Annotated in this window: 15 protein-coding genes; 5 read left to right on the top strand and 10 right to left on the bottom strand. The window is 41.4% G+C overall.

Annotation, left to right across the window (positions count from 1 at the left end; translation table 11 throughout):
- Positions 1-138 precede the first annotated feature (138 nt).
- Both ACYSNO_RS05265 and ACYSNO_RS05260 read left to right on the top strand, forming a co-directional pair.
- Entirely contained in the window at positions 139-2,448 is a 2,310-nt protein-coding gene (locus ACYSNO_RS05265) for a glycoside hydrolase family 95 protein (RefSeq protein WP_461730031.1), read from the top strand.
- Positions 2,449-2,529: 81 nt separating this feature from the next.
- On the top strand, positions 2,530-4,749 hold the full coding sequence (locus tag ACYSNO_RS05260) for a glycoside hydrolase family 2 protein (protein WP_461730030.1): 2,220 nt from the start codon (positions 2,530-2,532) through the stop codon (positions 4,747-4,749).
- A gap of 312 nt (positions 4,750-5,061) precedes the next feature.
- Here the strand turns inward: ACYSNO_RS05260 and ACYSNO_RS05255 are convergent, their stop codons facing one another.
- From ACYSNO_RS05255 to ACYSNO_RS05245, 3 genes are all read right to left on the bottom strand, one after another.
- Positions 5,062-5,820: a class I SAM-dependent methyltransferase gene (locus tag ACYSNO_RS05255; protein WP_461730029.1), complete on the bottom strand. Its 759-nt coding sequence runs from the start codon at positions 5,818-5,820 to the stop codon at positions 5,062-5,064.
- Positions 5,810-6,733 (bottom strand): AraC family transcriptional regulator, encoded by a 924-nt coding sequence (locus ACYSNO_RS05250; RefSeq protein ID WP_461730028.1) that lies wholly within the window; start codon positions 6,731-6,733, stop codon positions 5,810-5,812. The genes ACYSNO_RS05255 and ACYSNO_RS05250 overlap by 11 nt, the downstream gene beginning before the upstream one ends.
- A gap of 231 nt (positions 6,734-6,964) precedes the next feature.
- Positions 6,965-7,321 carry a hypothetical protein gene (locus ACYSNO_RS05245; protein WP_461730027.1) on the bottom strand — a complete coding sequence of 119 codons (357 nt, stop codon included), beginning with the start codon at positions 7,319-7,321 and terminating at the stop codon, positions 6,965-6,967.
- A gap of 188 nt (positions 7,322-7,509) precedes the next feature.
- Here ACYSNO_RS05245 and ACYSNO_RS05240 point away from each other — a divergent pair, with 188 nt between their 5' ends.
- On the top strand, positions 7,510-8,034 hold the full coding sequence (locus ACYSNO_RS05240; RefSeq protein WP_461730026.1) for a GNAT family N-acetyltransferase: 525 nt from the start codon (positions 7,510-7,512) through the stop codon (positions 8,032-8,034).
- A 67-nt stretch (positions 8,035-8,101) separates the two neighbouring features.
- On the opposite strand, the gene ACYSNO_RS05235 is transcribed toward ACYSNO_RS05240, so the two are convergent.
- From ACYSNO_RS05235 to ACYSNO_RS05225, 3 genes are all read right to left on the bottom strand, one after another.
- Positions 8,102-9,625, bottom strand: a complete 1,524-nt coding sequence (locus ACYSNO_RS05235; protein ID WP_461730025.1) for a sensor histidine kinase — start codon at positions 9,623-9,625, stop codon at positions 8,102-8,104.
- Positions 9,612-10,307 carry a response regulator transcription factor gene (locus ACYSNO_RS05230; protein ID WP_461730024.1) on the bottom strand — a complete coding sequence of 232 codons (696 nt, stop codon included), beginning with the start codon at positions 10,305-10,307 and terminating at the stop codon, positions 9,612-9,614. Before ACYSNO_RS05230 ends, ACYSNO_RS05235 begins: the two co-directional genes overlap by 14 nt.
- Positions 10,308-10,527: 220 nt before the next feature.
- On the bottom strand, positions 10,528-11,475 hold the full coding sequence (locus ACYSNO_RS05225; protein WP_461730023.1) for an AraC family transcriptional regulator: 948 nt from the start codon (positions 11,473-11,475) through the stop codon (positions 10,528-10,530).
- 99 nt (positions 11,476-11,574) lie between these two features.
- On the opposite strand from ACYSNO_RS05225, the gene xylA reads away from it, so the two are divergent.
- Both xylA and xylB read left to right on the top strand, forming a co-directional pair.
- Positions 11,575-12,882: a xylose isomerase gene (gene xylA, locus ACYSNO_RS05220; RefSeq protein ID WP_461730022.1), complete on the top strand. Its 1,308-nt coding sequence runs from the start codon at positions 11,575-11,577 to the stop codon at positions 12,880-12,882.
- A 17-nt stretch (positions 12,883-12,899) separates the two neighbouring features.
- Positions 12,900-14,390, top strand: a complete 1,491-nt coding sequence (gene xylB / locus ACYSNO_RS05215; protein ID WP_461730021.1) for a xylulokinase — start codon at positions 12,900-12,902, stop codon at positions 14,388-14,390.
- A gap of 50 nt (positions 14,391-14,440) precedes the next feature.
- Here the strand turns inward: xylB and trxA are convergent, their stop codons facing one another.
- Genes trxA through ACYSNO_RS05195 form a run of 4 tightly spaced genes read right to left on the bottom strand, consistent with a single transcriptional unit; the run spans position 14,441 to position 17,034 of the window.
- Positions 14,441-14,794, bottom strand: coding sequence for a thioredoxin (trxA, locus tag ACYSNO_RS05210; protein ID WP_461730047.1), 354 nt, complete (start codon positions 14,792-14,794; stop codon positions 14,441-14,443).
- The gene (locus tag ACYSNO_RS05205; RefSeq protein WP_461730020.1) at positions 14,778-15,074 is read right to left on the bottom strand and encodes a rhodanese-like domain-containing protein; all 297 of its coding nucleotides are present in this window, start codon (positions 15,072-15,074) and stop codon (positions 14,778-14,780) included. The genes trxA and ACYSNO_RS05205 overlap by 17 nt, the downstream gene beginning before the upstream one ends.
- On the bottom strand, positions 15,067-16,719 hold the full coding sequence (locus tag ACYSNO_RS05200; protein WP_461730019.1) for an FAD-dependent oxidoreductase: 1,653 nt from the start codon (positions 16,717-16,719) through the stop codon (positions 15,067-15,069). The genes ACYSNO_RS05205 and ACYSNO_RS05200 overlap by 8 nt, the downstream gene beginning before the upstream one ends.
- A complete protein-coding gene (locus ACYSNO_RS05195; protein WP_461730018.1) occupies positions 16,720-17,034 on the bottom strand; it encodes a rhodanese-like domain-containing protein in 315 nt (104 codons plus the stop codon).
- Positions 17,035-17,178 lie beyond the last annotated feature (144 nt).

Here is a 17,178-nt window from a genome sequence, read left to right as displayed (position 1 = left end):
TCTGTTTTTTCGTACAGAAGTGACTTACTAGAATAGAATAATCAGGTAAGAAAATAATTTAACACATTGGAAACGAATTCATTTTTTGACATAATAAGTTTGGTAGAAAAGTCAAAATGGAAAGAGAGTTGAGGCTAGGTGCGTAAGAAACTGTATTTTGACAGACCTTGTCGTTTAACGAAACGTCGACATGAAGGAGACGACGGTACTTGGTCGCGTTTTGGGTTACCCATTGGAAATGGCAGCCTAGGTGCGATGCTTGGAGGCGAAGTCTTTCAAGAAGTCATCCAACTAAACGAAGAAAGTTTGATTAATGGCGGTCCGTTACCCAATCAAGTCTATCATCACGGCAATCAATCCTCTGGACATGAAGCATTGAAAGAAATTCAAGCCTTACTTTTAGCTGGTGAGAATGCACAGGCGACCTCGCGCTGTCAAGAAGCGTTGGTTGGTTTAAAAGAAGGGTATGGCTCCTATCAAAATTTAGGTGAATTAGTCATCGGTTACCAATTTGGTGAAACGGATGTGAGTCATTATCAACGAGCTTTAGATTTAGAAACAGGTGTGCATCAAGTACAATTTCAGATTGGCAATAACCAGGTGAAACGTACGAGTTTTATGAGCTTTCCAGATCAATTATTTGTGCATCATTTTCAAAGCCAAGAGGCACTTGATTTATTTCTTTGTTTTCAAACAGAGCATCCACACCAGATAAAAGAAACCCCCCATGGTTTTTGTGTAAAAGGGTATTTAAGTGATAATCACTTACAATTTGGTCTAATGCTCGCTTTCGAGTATTCGGAGGGAACCTTGCTTTTTGAAGATGGAGGAATCCGACTTTCAAATTGTTCGGAGGCAACGATGATCATTAGTGCTGTGACCGATTACGCACCAATTTTTCCAACCTATCGCCAAAGCTTTCCGCAAGGACTGTTGGAAGAGCGAATCACCAACGGCTTAGAACGAGGGTTTCTTCATTTAAAAGAACGCCACCTAAAAGATTATCAGGAGTTGTTTAACCGAGTAACTCTTGATTTAGGCGGAAAGAGTGAAGGTCCAGTCAATCAAATCATGGCAGCAGGTGGGTTGCCACTGGTCGAATTGTTATATCATTTTGGACGGTATCTGTTGATTTCTTCTTCGCGTCCAGGAGGCTTACCGAGTAATTTGCAAGGGGTTTGGAATGAAACGAATACGCCACCTTGGGGGTCAGATTATCATTTGAACGTGAATTTACAAATGAATTATTGGGGGGCAGCAGGTGGGAATTTACTTGAGACCATCGAGCCGCTCGTCGCCTACGTCGAACATTTACGTGCACCAGGACGTTTAACAGCAGCAGCTTATCATCAAATTATCAGTGATGAAGAAAAACCTATGAATGGTTTTACCGCGCATACTCAAACAACTCCGTTTGGTTTTACCGGCCCGGGATGGGATTTTGAGTGGGGATGGTCACCTGCAGTCGTTCCTTGGATTTTGGAAAATCTATACGATGTGTATTTATTTACCTTGGATCAAACCTATCTTGCTCGGATTTATCCGATTTTAAAAGAAGCGACTTGTTTTTTTGAACAAGCCTTGGTTTTTAACCCAAAAGACGAACGTTATTATTCTGCACCGGCCTATTCGCCTGAACACGGGCCAATTACTTTAGGCAATGTTTATGAGCATGTCTTAATTCAACAGCTCCTATTAAATACGATTGCCAGTGCGCGGCAACTAGAATTAGATGAGCCGCAAGTGGCTCGTTGGCAGGCCTTGTCTGAGCAGATTCGAACAGAGGAAATCGGAGAAGCCGGTCAGTTGAAAGAGTGGTTTGAAGAGACCGATTTCGGCAGTGTCGACAAATTTCAAGCGAGCCATCGCCATGTATCCCATTTGTTAGGACTTTATCCTTTACATCGGATTAAAAAAGACACGCCACTTGCGACGGCTGCTAAGATTTCTCTTGTGGAACGGGGATTAGGGACGACGGGGTGGAGCATGATCCACCGGGGATTGCTCTGGGCTAGAATAGGAAATGGTGAACAGGTTGCAGCCATTTTGCAAGGTTTTTTTGAGCAATGTTTACATGAAAATCTTTTGGCGACGCATCCGCCTTTTCAAATTGATGCGAACTTAGGCTACCTTGCACTTGTTCAAGAAATATTGCTCCAAAGTCACGTCGAATCGCTGATCTTTTTACCGGCACTGCCAAAAACATGGTCAGAAGGTAAGGTCACCGGTTTTCGTGCACGTGGTGGATTGGTTGTTGATTTTTCTTGGCAACAAAACCAGCTCCAAGAAGCCATTGTTTATGGAAAAAGTGGACAAATGCTCCAGGTCACTTATGCGAATCTCGCAACAGATTACCAACTTCTTGGTGTGACACTGATTGAAGAGCGAGGAGACACTTGTTTGGTACGATTTGAAAAAGCAGAAATGAAACTCGAACGAAAAAAATAAAAAACGTTTCTCGAAGGTGGATCGAAAGTCAGCAATCCGCTGAGTGAGAGAAACGCATAAAAAATGAAAGCAGGAAGAATAATGGAACGCAAACAACGAATCAATGATCAATGGTTTTTTAGTGAGAACTACCGACCAAATTTAGAAAAAGAAACAGCACTCACCGATTTTGAGGCGGTGCAATTACCGCATAATACGGTTGCCTTGCCTTATCAATATTTTGATGAAAAGAGTTATCAAAAGAAAACCTGCTATTTTAGAAAACTCCATTTGAATCCAAGTGTGCGGAATTTTGTCCGTTTTGAAGGTGTAATGGCGGTTGCGGAGGTTTATTTAAATGGTGAGCATTTACTTACGCATAAGGGGGGCTATACGCCTTTTGAGGTAGAATTACCAGATGTGCATCCCGACAGTCTGTTAGCAGTGGTTGTTGATAGTTCTGAAAGAGAAGATGTGCCTCCTTTTGGTGGAGCAATTGATTATTTGACGTATGGGGGGATCTATCGAGATGTCTTTTTAATTGAACGTCGAGGAACATTCATTGAAGAACCTTTTTTTGCCATTGAGAATATCGAATCTACGACCTATCGAGCAAAATTGCACTTTCAAACAGAAGTTCCTGGCAATCTTCAAATCCTGTTGACTGGAGAAGACCTGGCCATTGAAGGGACTTATCAAGCCCTATCTGGCGAAAATACTTTTGAATTTCCAGAAATGACAGTGACAGAATGGTCACCAGAAAACCCGACGCTTTACGAATTAACCATCCTTGAAGAAGAGGATCTTTTATACCATGAAAAAGTCGGTTTTCGTCGAGCGGAATTTACATCTGAAGGATTTTATTTAAATGGTGAAAATTATCCGATCATTGGTTTAAATCGCCATCAAGATTATCCTTATGTTGGTTACGCCATGCCAGAAGAGTGGCAAGTGGAGGACGTTCGGATTTTAAAACATGAACTTGGTCTAAACATGGTACGAACATCTCATTATCCGCAAAGTCCTGCGTTCATTGCTGCCTGTGACGAGTTAGGGTTGCTGGTGTTTGAAGAAATTCCAGGCTGGCAACATATTGGTGAAGGGGAATGGCACGAAGTACTCTTACAAAACGTGGCAGAGATGGTTTTACGCGATCGCAATCATCCGAGTATTGTCTTGTGGGGGGTGCGCGTCAATGAATCCGATGATCATCATGCACTCTATACGCAAACCAATGAATTATGTCGTAAATTGGATCCGACTCGACAAACAGGTGGTGTGCGTTACTTAGAAAAGAGTGAGTTTTTAGAAGATGTGTATACCATGAACGATTTTTCTTATGATGGCGGGGACACCATCCGTTTAAAACGCGAAATTGAAGTGGCAACCTATGATAATGTCCAAGTCGAACGTAAAGGTTTACGCACGGTGGAACAAGTAGTTGGAGAAAAGGTGCCTTATCTTGTCACCGAATATGCAGGACATATGTATCCGACAAAACGTTTTGACCAAGAAGAACGTCTGATTGAACATGCGATGCGTCATGCCGTAGTCGTCAATGCGGCCTATGAGAACCCGAATATTAGTGGGGCTGTTGGTTGGTGTGCTTTTGACTATCATACGCATGAAAACTTTGGGAGCGGCGATCGCCTTTGTTACCATGGCGTGATGGATAATTTCCGTGTCAGCAAGTTTGCGGCAAGCGTCTATGCTAGTCAGCAAGACCCGAAACAAAATCCTGTGATGGTTCCTTTAACGAATTGGACACGTGGAGATCGTAATATGGCGCAAAGTGTGCCAATCTACGTCTTTACGAATTGCGATGAAATCGAAGTTCGTTATAATGGAAAATCTCGTGGTTTCTATCAGCGTGAAGCCGACGGGCAGTTCAATCATTTACCGTATCCACCAATTGTCTTAAAAGAATTTAATTTCCTTTGGGGTGAACCTTTTGGGCCTTTAGATGTGATTGGGTACTTAGATGGTGAAGTCGTTGCGGTCAAAGAATACACCAATGAACCCGTGCTTACGGACCTCGTTGTAGAGGCGAGTCATGAGGTGCTAGTCCCTTCCGATCGTTGGGCTGCAACAAAAATAACCATGCGCGTGGTCGATCAAAAAGGCAATCTTTTACCGTTTTTAATGGGCAGTGTACGTCTTGAAAATGAGGGCGGCGAAGTGATTGGTGGCAATGAGGTTCCCTTAATTGGTGGTTCGGCTGTTTGTTGGGTAAGGACTTTACCAGACACAAATGAGATCAAACTCACGGCAAAATACGGCACCTTCGAAAAAACAAGATTAATCAAAGTGGAAAAAGCGTAATCAGTAGGAAAAGGTTGGATATGCCTATTCGTGAAATGAAACCAATCGATCATCTGGTGATTGCAGCACTGAATCAGGAATCTTTCGCGTCGTTAAACTGGGTAATTCTCGGGTCCGGCCTACTTTGATCCACAATTAGGGAGTTTGGTGGCGCATGATCAGCAGTTACTGTACGCAAATGATTCGGTTATCGAACAAAAAGCGTTCGAGGTAAAAGAGGAATCAAATTTGTTTGTACATGCGTCTGAAATATTGAAAAGAATCCGACCGATGTTAGTCAAGGGAGCATCCTTTGACTAACATCGGTCTTCTTTACATTCGATAAGCCTCAAAAGTCAACAACTGCGACGTGGTGGAAGCCGGTTTTAGATATTCGTAGTCAGCAGAACAAGTAATTTTTGAAAAGCCAATCTTTTCAAGTAACAAAGTAAATTCTGTTAATCCATACCATCGTAAACCAAAAGATTGTAGTTCGGAAGCCATTAACTGCCCATTTCGCCACTTTTCATAAGTGAGGTAAGTCAAGGTTGTTTGATTGATCCAATCAATCGCGATGGAATGACTTTTGAGTAAGATGCCCTCCTCTGAGGTTAAGTGGAAAGCAGTTGAAACTTGTTCACCGACTACAAAATCACTAGGAACGACGAGGTCAAGGATTAGACGCCCACCAGGAGCTAGATGCTGATAAAAGTGAGTGATTGTCTGAATTGCGTGTGTGATTGAATCAATGAGACAAAAAGATCCCGTTGGAATCACGATGACATCGTATTTTTTATCAAAAGAATAATCGCTGAAGCTTCCTTCATAGAGTACGGGAGAAAGTTGTCTTTCTTCACAATTTTTTTGACAGACGGCTAACATTTCTTTTGACTGATCAATCCCTTCAACTTGATAGCCATGCTCAAGTAAAGGAATGAAAAAGCGTCCCGAACCCACGCCAGCTTCTAAAATCATACCACTTTCGTTTGTGAGTCGTTTGAGATAATACTCGATATCCCCATGAATCGAGCATCCAACTGGTTTACTTAAGTCGTAAACAGCAGTGCTTAAAGGGCCATAATTAGCAAACATCTCTTTGCCTCTCTTTCTCTTTGTTCTTTCTTTTTATCGGGATAAAAATATCCATCACAACATCCTCTAAACCATGACAACGTTCATCATAAAATTCAAAAGCGGTTTTTGTATCATCGAAGAAAAACCCACTTTTTGGAAACCAATCAAAGAAAATAAAGCGCCAAGTTTCCCGTATTACTTCTGAAAAAGGATCCATTCGATTTTCAGAAACCTGTGCAACCGTATGAATGGGTGGTGTGGTAAAAACGATATATTCTGCAGCAGGGATATCGGCTACGAGCATCTCAGCTGTGACCTTCTCTTCATTTTCGATAATGACACCAAATAAATATTCAACGGTATTTTTTTCTGGATTCGTGATACAAAGGCCAACTTCACCATGTCGGGGTGGCTGTAATTGAGTGTACATTTTCAATTCTAGCGATTCACCGTCATATTTATCCCAATAGGCAGCGATGTCTTTTGTTTCTTTATAGTGCAAATTCGTTTGAATGCCATAGCCAGCTACTTTAAAAGCCTCTTTTTTTCTAAATTGGATGGTCAATGCTTCTTTTTTTAAAGATGTTGGGTAAGCGGGAATTTGCAGCCATTGATTTTGACTGCGATAAAAAGTAGGACTGTAGCCAAACTCTTTTCGAAAAGCCTTTGAAAAACCGCTAGCCGTTTCGAATCCATAATCAAGTGCGATTTCTAGCATTTTTTTATCCGATGTTAATTCTTCTCGAGCTCGTATTAAACGTAATTGTCGAAGATAGTCCATTGGGGAAGATTTTTGATACAAACGAAAAAGCTTACAAAAGTGCGAAACGGAATAGCCAACGTCATGTGCGAGTTCTTGAACGGTTAATTGTTTGTTTAAGTTTTTCTCGATAGTTCTCAAACTTTTTTGAATATCTTCGTAAGCTGACAATCTTGCTCCTCCTTTTCAAATCGAACACTTCTAATTATAGCAAGGAGGGGGAAAAAAGGCTGTTCCAAATGGCTTAAAAATCGAGACTCTTTCGCTTTCTTATTCCCCTCAAAAAAATAAAAAAAGACTGCCTTAAAAATTGCAGTCTTCCTCGGAAATAGGAACAGGGATTGATGCGTCGTGTGATAAAACTCTCTGTAAGAGTCATTCAGTCGGTCCCTTTTTATGCGATTATTCACGCCACATACGGTGATGCTGGCCGCCCATCCCACGATGATGAGACCCTGTCCCTGTGTTTTCATTCTTTTGGTTGTTCATTGAGTGGTTTTGTCGATTGCCATGGCAAGAACCTTCACGATGATCCATCCAGTCGGTCATTTCATCTGCCTCTTCTTGGGTCAAATAGCCTGCTTCGACTTGTTCTTGCATATGAGATTGTCGATTTTCTTTCCACGTGTTTTCTTGTCTTTCTTCATTCGAGTCATTCGTTTGTCCTGAAAGGTCGGATGCAGCAAAAACGGATGCTGAGGTAATGGTTGCAGCGAAAAAAATTCCAGCTGCGATAGCTACTTTCTTCATTCTTTTCATAGTTGATTCCTCCAATTTCTTTTCTATATTTGTATCATAACAAGTAAGTATGGCAAAGATGTGTCAAAGGAAAGAGAAAAAGGTGTTTTTTACCGACAAAAACTTGACAGCAAGGCACGATTCTGACATTCTATCACTTACCATTACTAATAATTCGAAGTTCACATTTAAAAGGAGGAAGTGAATGTATGGCAAATCAATTAATCGAACCGACACAAGAGTGGGAAGCAGCTGTCCGCCGTTTCCGTCGGGAAATGGTGGAGGAAAAAAGTGTGCTAGCTGGAATGGGTTCATTGCGAGAAAATGACGACGTTGGTCAATGGCTGAAACGAAATGAACTTTTTTCAAATGCGAAGACTGTACCTGTTACTTTTGTTCGCAGCATCCAATATATTTACGTCGATGAGACTGAAGGGGAAATTATTGGAATGATTCAATTACGCTGTGCGCTAAATGAGTATTTGAAGAATTACGGTGGGCACATTGGTTATTCGATTCGCCCTAGTGCGCGTCGAAAAGGCCATGGCAAGGCGATGCTACGAGCTTGTTTGGAAAAAGCACGAGAAGAAGGTTTAACCGAAGTTTTAATTACTTGTGACCCAGAAAATCAAGGCAGTCGGCAAGTGATTTTAAGTTGTGGAGGCGTCTTTCAAGAAACCGTCTATCAAGCAGCAGAAAAACGACACTATGAAAAATACTGGATTACCCTTTAAAATAAAAAACTTGTAGCCCTCGGTTATTATGGACCGAGTGTCGCTACAAGTTTTTTTGATGTTGATTTTATAAAGTCTCAGGATGGAATTTCTCAACCTTTGCAAAGTTAAAAGCAAAAATCGCTCCTTTGTTGTTGCTGTTTCTTGCTGTGAGCGGGAGGTTGTGTCGATCGGCAATTTGTTTTGCAATGGCTAAGCCGAGCCCGGTACCTACTTTATTTGTTTCGCCATAAGTTTTGTGGAAGCGGTCAAAAATATAAGGCAATTGCTCGGGTGGAATCCCCGGCCCTTGATCTTCAATCTCCAGAACATCCTCTGTGAGTCTGACGCGAATCCGACTTTTCCGGGGAGAAAATTTAATCCCGTTGTCCAAGACGATTAAAAGCATTTGGCGTAAACGACCATAATCTCCTTGAATAATCAAAGGGGCTTTGCTTAGAGATAAGTCGAAGGTAATCTCTTTCTCTTGGGCGAGTTGTCCGGCGCTCCGTAAAGTATCTTGTAAGACTTCTTGTAAGCTGAGAGGGGCTTTTTCAATTTGAAAATCAATATTTTGTAAGCGAGACAAGTCTAACAAGTCACCGACTAAACGTTCGAGAAACTTGGCTTCGGTCAACATTTGTTGGTGGTAGTCATCGACCTTTGCCGGCTCTGTCACAATTTTATCTGTGAGGGCTTCTAAAGAACCCCGCATGACCGTGATTGGTGTTCGTAGTTCGTGGGAAATATTTGCCACAAAATCTTGTCGCATCTGTTCGAGTTTTTCACTCTCACGACTAGCCTCGTCTAAGCGTAGGGCTAAAGTATCAATCGCTTGGGACAATTCTCCAATTTCATCTTTTTGTGACACGTTTGTTTGCGCTTGATAATCCCCCTGGGCAAGACGCAAGGCGGCAGTTTTCATTTTTGATAGGGGTTTTGTAAAGGAATAGGCTAAGAATGACACCAAAATTAAAGCTAAAATCAAGGCAGAAATTAAACTGAGCGCCAGTAAGTTAAAGCCTTTTTTAATCGCTGCTGTCGTATCGCTGACGGCTGAGTGAATTAAAATGGCCCCCCAGATTTCGCCCTCAAGATTCGTAATCGGTGCACCAACAGTCAAAGTCGCTTGATTCAAATTCGTACTGAAGCCTTCGCTAAAAGTCGTTTCTCCTTGAAAAACTTTGGCAATTAAGTCTTGGGCGTTTTCAGGTAAATCAGAAAGGTTGCTCTGGAGAATCACTTCTTCCTCTTGCTGTCTCATCCGTCCATGACCGTTCCCGTTTTCTCGGCCACTCCCATGGGTATTTCCTCCAGTGGCTAAGAGATTGAGTTCTTCATCAACAAGCCAAACATCGTCGCCGACAACATCTTGAATAAAACGTAAGTAGGCACTCGTATCACTCATCATGCGTTGATGACTGCTGGCATTTTGCTCCTCGGCTAATTCTCCGGCGATGGACTGAGCGTAATGAACCAAGTCTTCTCGGTGAACATCGACCATGTAGTTTTTAAATAAGAAAAAGAAAATCATACCAATTGTTAAAGCAAATAAGACTAAGGTACCTGTAAAATACAAGCCTAATTTAACTGCAATCTTATTGTTTTTCATTTGTGACAACCTCGAATTTATAACCGACACCCCAAATCGTTTTAATTTCCCAATTTGGGTGGGCACTCTTTCCAAGTTTTCCCCGTAAACGTTTAATATGACTATCAACGGTGCGTGTATCGCCGAAATAATCAAAACCCCAGAGTAAATTGAGTAACTCATCTCGAGAATAGGCTTTTTGAGGGTTGGTCGCTAAGGTCCAAAGTAAATCGACTTCTTTTTTTGTTAATAGAATATTTTCATGATCAATGGAAACGGTGTAGTCGTCTAGGTTGATTTTCAAATTATCAAAGGCAAATCGTTGATGAGAGATTTCCTCTCGTTGAATGCGTCGCATGATGGCCTTAATTCGTGCCATGACTTCACCGGGAGAAAAGGGCTTCACAATATAATCGTCTGCTCCAATTTCTAGGCCCATGATTCGTTCGAAATCTTCTCCCCGAGCAGTAATCATTAAAATCGGGACGTTGGAAGTTTCGCGAATTTCCCGACAAACGGCGAAGCCATCTTTTTTGGGCATCATGACATCTAGCAAGATGACGTCAGGTTCTTCCCTATGAAAAAGTGTCAGGGCTTCCTCTCCGTCATAGGCAGTCACGACTTGATAATCTTCTTTTTTTGCATATTCTGTTAAAATCGATGTGATTTGTTGGTTATCATCGACAATTAATAATTTTTGCATCGTAAAAACCTCCTATTCGCTACTATACAAGATTTGTGTGGCATTTTTGTGTCAAAAGGGTTTGAAATATGAATGAAACTCGCAAATCTTGCCGTTTTTATAAAAATAAAAAGCTTCTTTTTTTCTATCAGATATCAAGATAGTCTATCTGTTACCATAAGAAAGTTCGAGAAATCATCTAGAAAACTTGTTAAGATAAGGTCGTAAAGTTGGAAACGCTTTATGAACGGCGCTCAAGAATAGAAAAAGTTTCTAGGAACTTGGTACTTTCGGCTTTCGAATAAATATTTTGCTGATCTAATTGTTCTTTCCCCAGAACGCTTGTCGTCGTTTCTAGGGGCGTCGTCATCTGCTGACGGAATGCTTTTGGGGTGCAGCGATAGAGTTCTTTGAAGGCCCGGTTGAAGTAACGCAAATCAGAAAAACCACATGCTTCGCTGATATGAAGCAAGCCATGATCCGTATTGGTTAATAAAAAATAGGCCTTTTCACAACGAATCAAGTTCAAATAGCTTTGGAAGGACAAGCCGAAGTTTTTATGAAAAAAATGGGATAAGTAATTAATCGATAAATCTTCCTGCTCCGCAATCTCTGCTAGTAAGATTTTTTCATGAAAATGCTGGTCAATGTATTGGCTGATCCGTCGAATTCGTTCTTGGCGGATGAGATGGGCACTCTGTTTTGCTTCGGGGATGACTTCATAAGGTGCGCATTGAAGCAAATAAAATAACGTCAATGACGCCTGTCCGTGGCATTCTAAAGCAAAGTAGTCTTTTTCTTGAAAAAAAGCGAGACAAGTTTTTAAAAAGTGTTGGAGCAAGTCTGAAAAAAGTTCCGTCTGAACCTTAGAAAAAGCATGATTATTAAAAGCAAGTTCATTGATTTGTGGGAAAAAAGCTTCAAATTCTTTCGTCCCTAGTTGCAAAATGAGTAGTTTTGCCCGTTCCTTTGAAATGAGTTCATGTAACTGGCAAGAGTTAATCGTGAGGAATTCCTTTTGCTTGACGAGATATTGTTGGCCTTCCGTTTGAACAATCAGTTGTCCTTCGACAACATAGATCAGTTCAAGGTCTGTATGTAAATGGGGGCGCCGGTACTTCATCTCAATTAAGAAGGCGTGAACACCTTTTGATTGATGGTGTTCAATTAGCTCAAATTCGTTTGACATCAATTTTCACTCCTTTCACTTCTTTCTTAGCGATAATCTTAGCTATTATCTTAAAGGAAGTTTCAGGAGTTATCAAATAAAAATTAGGAGGAAACAACAATGGTATATTTTGAAAATATTGCAAAAATTCAGTACGAAGGAGTAAAAACGGAAAATCCTTTCGCCTTTCGTCACTATAACCCTGAAGAAATCGTTTTAGGAAAAACAATGAAGGAGCATTTACGCTTTGCCGTGGCTTACTGGCATACAATGACACAAGACGGTTCAGATCCATTTGGTAGCCCAGTCAACGTTCGTAATTGGTGGGGGGAAACACCAATGGATACGGCAAAAAATCGTGTCGCAGCTTTTTTTGAAATTTTAGTGAAACTAGATGTTGAATACTTCTGTTTCCATGATATTGATATTGCACCAGAAGGCGATTCATTAGAAGAATTTTTCCAAAATATTGATGAAATTACAGATTTAATAAAAGAAAAAATGGATGAAACGGGCATTAAATTATTATGGAATACGGCGAATATGTTTTCAAATCCACGCTTTGTGAATGGGGCGGCTTCTTCGAATAATGCGGATGTCTTTGCCCATGCTGCAGCACAAGTCAAAAAAGGGTTAGACATTAGCAAGAAATTAGGCGGCGAGAACTATGTTTTCTGGGGTGGTCGTGAAGGGTACGAATCCTTGTTAAATACAGATATGGGCTTTGAGCAAGATAATATTGCACGTTTATTCAAGATGGCGATTGCTTACGGAGAGAAAATTGGGCACAAGCCGCAATTTCTAATCGAACCAAAACCAAAAGAGCCATCAAGCCACCAATACGATTATGATGCAGCAACAGCCATGGCCTTTATTCAAAAATATGATTTAGAAGGAGACTTCAAATTAAACCTTGAAGCCAACCATGCGACACTCGCAGGGCATACTTTCGAACACGAATTAAATGTGGCTCGCTGTTATGACGCGTTAGGCTCGATTGACGCCAACCAAGGGCACCCCCTACTCGGTTGGGATACGGATGAATTCCCAACAAACGTTCATGACACGACCTTGGCAATGTATGAAATCTTAGAAAATGGCGGCATTGCACCAGGTGGGATTAACTTCGATTCAAAAGTGCGTCGTTCTTCTTTTGAAATGGAAGATCTATTCCTAGCGCATATTGCAGGCATGGATACCTACGCTCGTGGATTAAAAGCTGCAGCTGCACTAAAAGAAGCTCGTTTCTTTGATGAATTAAAAGAAAAACGTTACGCAAGTTATCGTACAGGAATTGGTGCGAAAATTGTGGCTGGTGAAGAAGATCTAGAAAGCTTAACGACTTACGCTTTAGCCAATGAAGAAATCAAGATGGCATCCGATCACTTAGAATTCGTGAAATCTCGTTTAAACGATTTCTTGTTTTAAACAAAAGGAGTGGCAACATGGCTTACGTATTAGGACTTGATTTAGGAACCAGTTCTTTAAAAGGATTATTAATGGATGAAAATGGAAAGTCCCAAGGAAGTGCAACAGCTGACTACCCCTTACTCCATCCAGCTACAGGGTACAGTGAGCAAAATCCAGCGGAATGGCTGCAAGCTTGCGAAAAAGTTTTTGAAACGTTAGCAGCTGAAGTCCCTGATTTTACCGAAAAACTGACAGGAATTAGTTTTTCTGGGCAAATGCATAGTTTGGTCGTTTTAAATTCAGAAAAGGAAGTCTTACGCCCAGCCATTTTATGGAATGATGTTCGGACGACGGCCCAGTGTGAAAGCATGATGGCTGAATTTGGGGAAGAACTTCTTGAGATTACGAAGAATATTGCTTTAGAAGGCTTTACCTTACCAAAAATTTTATGGCTGCAAGCAAATGAGCCAGAAGTTTGGCAGAAGGTTCGTCACATTTTATTACCAAAAGATTATTTAGGCTTTTGGTTAACGGATAAGCTGCATATGGATTATTCGGATGCTGCAGGGACATTAATGCTCGACGTGGCAAAGAAAGAATGGTCGACAGAAGTATTGACATATTTTAACGTTCCGAAAGCTTACTTACCAAAACTAATTGACTCGCAAGGGAAAACCGGAGTGGTACGCCCGGAATTAGCGAAACGTTTTGGCTTTAAAAAAGAAGTCCAGGTGTTTGCTGGTGGCGCAGATAATGCTTGTGCCGCAATTGGTGCGGGGATTTTAGATGTGAAGACAGGGATGGCAAGTATCGGTACTTCGGGGGTGTTCTTATCTTATGAAGGTACGAGCTTACCAAGTTATGAAGGAAAACTTCATTTGTTCAATCACGGACTGAGAGATCGTCATTATTCAATGGGGGTCACTTTAGCTGCCGGGCATAGCTTAAGTTGGTTCAAAGATACGTTTGCCAAAGACAAGAGTTTTGAAGAATTACTGGCTGGTATCGATCAAATCGAGCCAGGATCAGAAGGGTTACTTTTTACGCCTTATATTGTTGGTGAACGGACGCCGCATGTGGATAGTCGCATTCGTGGGAGCTTTATTGGTATGGACACCAATCATACCTTGCAACATTTTGGAAAAGCAGTCCTTGAAGGAATTACTTTCTCGCTAAAAGATAGTCAAAACTTAATGGAAACCATTGCTGGAAAAAAAATTGAAAAAATTGTATCCGTTGGTGGAGGGGCAAAGAACCCCGATTGGTTACAAATTCAAGCGGATATTTTTGGCACGGAAATCTTGTGTTTAGCAGTCGAAGAAGGTCCGGGACTTGGCGCGGCCATGTTAGCTGCTACCGGACTGGGATGGTTTGACAGCTTGCAAGCATGCTCAGAAACCTTTGTCTCCTATCGAAAAGGAGCGACGCCGATTCCAGAGAATGTCGCGAAATACCAGCAGCTGTATCAGACGTATCGAAAAGTCTATGGTGCAACGAAGGAAATTTGCGATGAATTAGGGGAATAAAAAACTCAGAAAATCTTTGAAGACAAAGGTTTTCTGAGTTTATTTGCTTTTTATCCCACGAATGGCTTCAATACTTCCTCTAACTTGGCTTTCATTTGTACGCCCATTAAGCGTTCAACCAATTGTCCGTCTTTGAAAACCAGTAACGTCGGGATGCTTTGAATCCCAAATTGGGCTGCCAGTTCCCCTTCGTTGTCGACGTTGATTTTGCTAATTTGGACTTGATTCGTCGTGTATTCTTGGGATAATTCTTCTAAAATCGGTGTTTGCATGCGACAAGGACCACACCAAGGTGCCCAAAAATCCACTAAATGAACGCCTTTTGCAATCGTTGCTGCAAACTCTTTCGTTGTTAAGTCTTTCATCTTCCATTTCCTCCTAAGTTTTTTACACCATTTCGCCAGGCCAAGCCGAAGTGCCACCCATAACGTTGGTGACGTCAAAGCCCTGTGCGCTTAAAAATTCAGCAGCACGAGCAGAGCGACCGCCAGCTTGACAAATTAAGTAGTAAGCCTGTTCTTTGTCTAAGGTGTCAACATTTTCTTCCAAGGTACTTAAAGGAAGGTTTTTGGCATTCGGTACATGACCTGCAGCATATTCATCTCTTTCTCTCACATCAATAATGGGCAAGTTTTGACGTTTTGCCTCTTGGTAAAATTCGGGCATCCCAACTGATTTATACATGTTCAATCTCCTCCGGTAGTACTGTGCGATAAAGGGAAAAAGCACCGTCTAGATTCGTGGCCTTAAAGCCCGCTTGTTTTAAAATCCGTTCAGCCACATAGCTACGTAAACCGCTATGACAACTTACGATATATTCTTGTTTCGCATCAAGCTCATGGATACGACAACGTAAGTCATTTAAGGGGATATGAACACTGTTTTTTAAGCGTCCTTGGTCGAGCTCCCCAGGATTACGTACATCTAAAATGATTTGGCCATTTTCGGTGGCTTCTTTTACTTGGTGCCATTGAATCGAGTCGCTAAGGCCTTCGACTAAATTGAGTGCGACATAGCCAAGCATATTGACTGGATCTTTCGCTGAACCAAAAGGTGGCGCATAGGTAAACTCAAGTTCTGGTAGGTCTTCAATTGTAAGCCCGCCTTTTATGGCAGTGGCTAAAATATCAATGCGTTTATCAACGCCTTTTTGCCCGACTCCTTGGGCCCCGTAGATGGCACCTGTTTCTGGATTGAAAATAAGTTTCAAGGTAATATCCGTTGCTCCTGGGTAATAACCGGCATGATCTTTTCCAGAAGTGTGAACCACTTGGTGTGGAAGTCCGGCTAAGCGAACCGCTCGTTCACTTAATCCGGTTGAAGCAGCTGTCATATTGAAGGTGCGGACAATCGCCGTACCAATACTACCTTTATTTTTTCGTTTCATCCCAGAAATGACATCAGCGACTTGGCGACCTTGACGATTGGCTGGTGAAGCCAAAGAAATCAGTGCGTCTTCTCCAGTAATTTGATTTTTCACGACAATCGCATCGCCGACTGCATAAATATCTTTTTGACTGGTTTCATAGTTTTCATCGACTAAAATCCCCCCACGTAAACCAAGTGCAAGGTTGGCGGTTTGGGCTAAAGTGTTTTCCGGTGTGACGCCAACTGAAAGAATGGTTAGTCCAGAGGTTAATTCACTTCCGTCTTCTAAGACAATTGTTTTCCCCTCGTTCTTAAAAGCAATCGCTGATTGAGAAGTGATGACTTTGACCTTGTTGGCTTCTAATTCATTTTTGATGAAAGCAGCCATTTCTTCGTCTAGCGGCGGCAATACGTGTGGTGCCTTTTCAACAATTGTGACGTCAATCCCCCGCATTTGTAAGTTTTCAGCCATTTCTAAACCGATGAAACCTGCCCCAATTACGACGGCTTCTTTGGGTTGCTCGTCGTCTAAAACGTGCATGATCTGATCTAAATCAGGCACATTCCGTAAGCTAAAAGCATTTTTGGCTTGAGCTAAACCTTCGATAGGTGGGACAAAAGGTTTGGCGCCAGGTGATAAGATTAAATGGTCATAAGTTTCAGTAAAAGTTTCTTCATTATGTTCCACAGTGACCGTTTTTTTCTCAGGATCAATGGCTAAAACTTCATGGTGTGGACGCACATCGAGATTAAAGCGCGCTTGTAACGACTCAGGTGTTTGCACGAGTAAACTACTACGCTCAGCGATTTCACCTGAAACATAATAAGGCAAACCACAGTTAGCGAAGGAAACAAAGGGTCCTTTCTCAAAAATAATAATTTCTGCCTCTTCATTTAAACGACGTAGACGTGTGGCAGCAGACATCCCACCTGCAACACCACCAATAATAATGACTTTCATTTATTTTCCTCCTCTAATTTTTCCCGTCCATTGATTCATACCACCACGGACGTTTATTACATTATATCCCATTTTCTTTAATTGTTTCGCAGCACTTTTACTTCGCATGCCCGACTGGCAAATCAGGTAGACGTCTTGATCTTTGTCTCCGGTATAGCCAGTAATTTTATTTAATGGTAGGTTGATTGTTTTTGTTATATGCCCTCCCCGGTATTCAGAAGGGCTTCGAACATCTAAAAGTGTGATGTTCTGCGTTAATTTCCCCTCTAATTCTTTGACAGTAATTGAAGGGATGGATTGAAATAAACCAAACATAGTGTCACTCCTTTATCTTTGTATATACCTTATGGGGTATATTAAACATTGTTTACCCAATAATGTCAAGGTAGAAGATTGAAAGAGATAAATAAAAAAATGTTGACCTTTATACCTTGGGAGGGTATATTCTATTAGTGAAAG

It is taken from the genome of Enterococcus sp. LJL98 (assembly GCF_054871745.1).
Note: the sequence above shows the minus strand (reverse complement) of the source record. Positions and strands in the feature narration are given on the sequence as shown.

Excerpts from the sequence above, each read along its gene's own strand:
- ACYSNO_RS05260 (WP_461730030.1), top strand. The coding sequence starts at position 2,530 with ATGGAACGCAAACAACGAATCAATGATCAATGGTTTTTTAGTGAGAAC.
- ACYSNO_RS05255 (WP_461730029.1), bottom strand. The coding sequence starts at position 5,820 with ATGTTTGCTAATTATGGCCCTTTAAGCACTGCTGTTTACGACTTAAGT.
- ACYSNO_RS05245 (WP_461730027.1), bottom strand. The coding sequence starts at position 7,321 with ATGAAAAGAATGAAGAAAGTAGCTATCGCAGCTGGAATTTTTTTCGCT.
- ACYSNO_RS05240 (WP_461730026.1), top strand. The coding sequence starts at position 7,510 with ATGGCAAATCAATTAATCGAACCGACACAAGAGTGGGAAGCAGCTGTC.
- ACYSNO_RS05235 (WP_461730025.1), bottom strand. The coding sequence starts at position 9,625 with ATGAAAAACAATAAGATTGCAGTTAAATTAGGCTTGTATTTTACAGGT.
- ACYSNO_RS05230 (WP_461730024.1), bottom strand. The coding sequence starts at position 10,307 with ATGCAAAAATTATTAATTGTCGATGATAACCAACAAATCACATCGATT.
- ACYSNO_RS05225 (WP_461730023.1), bottom strand. The coding sequence starts at position 11,475 with ATGTCAAACGAATTTGAGCTAATTGAACACCATCAATCAAAAGGTGTT.
- xylA (WP_461730022.1), top strand. The coding sequence starts at position 11,575 with ATGGTATATTTTGAAAATATTGCAAAAATTCAGTACGAAGGAGTAAAA.
- xylB (WP_461730021.1), top strand. The coding sequence starts at position 12,900 with ATGGCTTACGTATTAGGACTTGATTTAGGAACCAGTTCTTTAAAAGGA.
- ACYSNO_RS05205 (WP_461730020.1), bottom strand. The coding sequence starts at position 15,074 with ATGTATAAATCAGTTGGGATGCCCGAATTTTACCAAGAGGCAAAACGT.
- ACYSNO_RS05200 (WP_461730019.1), bottom strand. The coding sequence starts at position 16,719 with ATGAAAGTCATTATTATTGGTGGTGTTGCAGGTGGGATGTCTGCTGCC.
- ACYSNO_RS05195 (WP_461730018.1), bottom strand. The coding sequence starts at position 17,034 with ATGTTTGGTTTATTTCAATCCATCCCTTCAATTACTGTCAAAGAATTA.